General features: G+C 55.6%; 2 protein-coding genes and 1 pseudogene. All 3 read right to left on the bottom strand.

The genetic code is table 11. The annotated features are described in order from the left end of the window. Positions 1-187 precede the first annotated feature (187 nt). Complete coding sequence (mscL, locus tag WB402_RS03330; RefSeq protein WP_424205498.1) at positions 188-628, bottom strand: large conductance mechanosensitive channel protein MscL; 441 nt, start codon at positions 626-628, stop codon at positions 188-190. A 239-nt stretch (positions 629-867) separates the two neighbouring features. Then, complete coding sequence (gene hemN / locus WB402_RS03325) at positions 868-2,256, bottom strand: oxygen-independent coproporphyrinogen III oxidase (RefSeq protein ID WP_424205497.1); 1,389 nt, start codon at positions 2,254-2,256, stop codon at positions 868-870. 144 nt (positions 2,257-2,400) lie between these two features. Then, positions 2,401-2,888, bottom strand: a pseudogene (locus WB402_RS03320) (3-octaprenyl-4-hydroxybenzoate decarboxylase); the annotation flags it as partial.

Raw genomic sequence — 2,888 nt, 5'->3', positions numbered from 1 at the left:
ATTAAATCCATTCAAACTATACGGGTTCAAACCATCACGTCAACCAATCAATAATATACGATGTAATCGTCGTATATTACTCACGCTCATTAATACAAGTAATGACAAGTTGAAAACAATTTATGACAACCTGTCCCTCCCCTATTCCTGCTGATGCGCATCAAGTATCCCCCCACCACCGTGTCGTTCATGGGCGACTGACAGGCGAGGCGCAATATGAACAGCGTTTGGCCGCGAGTGGTATTTCCGAAAGACATTCCGGACATTTCCGGGTGTCCGGTGCCTTGGCCGGCGCTTCTTCCTTCTTCAGCCGGTTCATCGCCTTGATCACCATGAACAGCGCAAAAGCAACAATGATGAAATCAATCAGCGTGTTGATGAACAAACCATAATTCAGCGTCGGTGCGCCCGCGGCCTTGGCAGCCGCGAGCGTCGGGTAACTGCCGCTGCCGAGAGTGAGGAACAGGCCGCTGAAGTCCATGCCGCCCATGGCCAGGCCGATTGGCGGCATCAGCACGTCAGTCACGAATGAACTGACGATCTTGCCAAACGCCGCGCCGATGACAATACCCACCGCCATGTCCACGACATTACCCCGCATGGCGAATTTTTTGAATTCTTCCAACATGACTAGCCTCCTGAGAGTTTTTGTTAAAAGTCAGCGACTTGATGCGCCAGCGCCGCGTGCCCGAGCAGGGGAATGGTCTTTTTTAGAGACCAGTCTCCTTTGGCTTTCAATAAAGATTATCGAATACAGCTACCTGCCTGGAATATCCCGGTATCGACAACAGCGGCATGGAACATGGAACGTCGCCTGAACCGGCTGATGACTGCACCGGCGGTATTTTCCAACGCCACGGCTAGAATTCAAATGACCTTTGAATAGCGCTGTTCCTGCTTCTGCCGCAGATAACGATCGAACACCATGCAGATGTTGCGAATGAGAAGCTTGCCGGCGGGCAGCACATGGATGGAACCGGCGTCGAGACTCAGCAAGCCGTCTTGCTGCATGGATTGAAGATCGCGCAATTCCGGCGCGAAATAATCCGCAAATCGGATGCCGTGATCGCGCTCGATCCTTGCATAATCCAGCGAAAAATGACAGATCAGCTGCGTGATGATGGCGCGTCGCAATTTGTCATCCGCATCGAGCGTGATGCCACGCATCACCGGTAGATGACCGGCATCGAGCGCGGCAAAATAATCATCCATCGTTTTCTGATTCTGGCTGTAGCAATCGCCGACCATGCCGATCGCGGTCATGCCCATCGCGACCAGATCGCATTCGGCGTGCGTCGAGTAACCCTGGAAATTCCGGTACAGGGTGCCGTTGCGCTGCGCCACGGCCAGTTCGTCGTCCGGGCGCGCGAAATGATCCATGCCGATATACACATAGCCGGCCTTCGTGAGGCGCTCGATGGTGAGCTGCAGGATATTGAGTTTTTCCTGCGGGTTTGGCAGATCCTCCGCGCGAATCCGGCGCTGCGGTTTGAACATCTCCGGCAGATGCGCGTAGTTGAACACTGACAGCCGGTCCGGGCCGGCGCCGATGATCTTGTCGAGGGTGCGCCCGAAACTCTCCACGGTCTGGTACGGAAGTCCATAAATGAGATCCATGCTGACAGAGCGGAAGCCCAATGCGCGCGCCTCATTGAGCACGGCGAAGGTTTCGGCCTCGCTCTGAATGCGGTTTACCGCCTTCTGCACGACCGGCTCGAAATCCTGCACGCCCATGCTCAGGCGGTTGAAGCCGAGGCTCCGCAGCAGCGCGAGTGTCTCCGGTCGCACCTCGCGCGGATCGACCTCAATGCCGTATTCGCCCAGATCGTCGTCGCGCAGCCGGAAATGCTCGCGCGTGATTTTCATCAGCTCCTGGATTTCCTCATGGCTGATGAAGGTCGGCGTTCCTCCGCCCCAGTGCAACTGTTCCACGATGCGCGCGCGGTCGAAAAGCTCTCCCTGCATGGCGATCTCGCGATGCAGCCGGTCGAGATAAGGCGAGGCGCGCTTGCGGTCCTTGGTCACGACCTTGTTACAGGCACAATAAAAACAGACGGTATCGCAGAACGGCAGGTGGAAATAAAGCGAAAGCGGACGCGGGGGCAACGCTTCGTTCGTGCGTTTCGCCCATGCACGATAATCCGTTTCGCTGAAATTGGTATGGAACTGTACGGCCGTTGGATACGAGGTATAGCGTGGTCCGCTCTTGTCGTAACGGCGGAGCAGTTCTGCATCAAAAATAATCTGATGATTCAAGCGTCAATCCTGCGAAGTAAACAAAGTTCTAAATAAAATGAAGCGCTCGCCCGTATCAATAATACATCCATTACGACGATAAAACGAAAGGGCTGGGCGGATGAGTGCCCGACCAGGCCGGATTCACAGACGAACCTGAGGGGTTTAATCTATACCGAGCTGGTGCCACAGCGTGTCCACACGCTGTATTACCTCGGCATTCATGACGAGCGGTCTCCCCCACTGACGGCTGGTTTCCCCCGGCCACTTGCTGGTGGCGTCGAGACCCATCTTGCCGCCCAGGCCCGAGACCGGGCTCGCGAAATCCAGATAATCGATCGGCGTGTTGTCCACCAGCAGCGTGTCGCGCACCGGGTCCATGCGCGTGGTCATGGCCCAGATCACCTCTTTCCAGTCACGTACGTTGATGTCGTCATCCGTGACGATCACGAACTTGGTGTAGGTGAACTGGCGCAGATACGACCACACACCGAACATGATGCGCTTGGCGTGACCGGCATAGCGTTTCTTGATGCTCACGCAGGCCACACGGTAGGAACAGCCCTCGGGCGGCAGGTAGAAATCGACAATCTCCGGAAACTGTTTCTGCAATAAAGGGATGAACACTTCATTGAGCGCCATCGCCAGCACCG

The organism is Sulfuricaulis sp., assembly GCF_049587675.1.
GTDB lineage: Bacteria > Pseudomonadota > Gammaproteobacteria > Acidiferrobacterales > Sulfurifustaceae > Sulfuricaulis.
The sequence above is the reverse complement of the archived record's forward strand: the minus strand, read 5'-3'. Positions and strand labels throughout refer to the sequence as shown.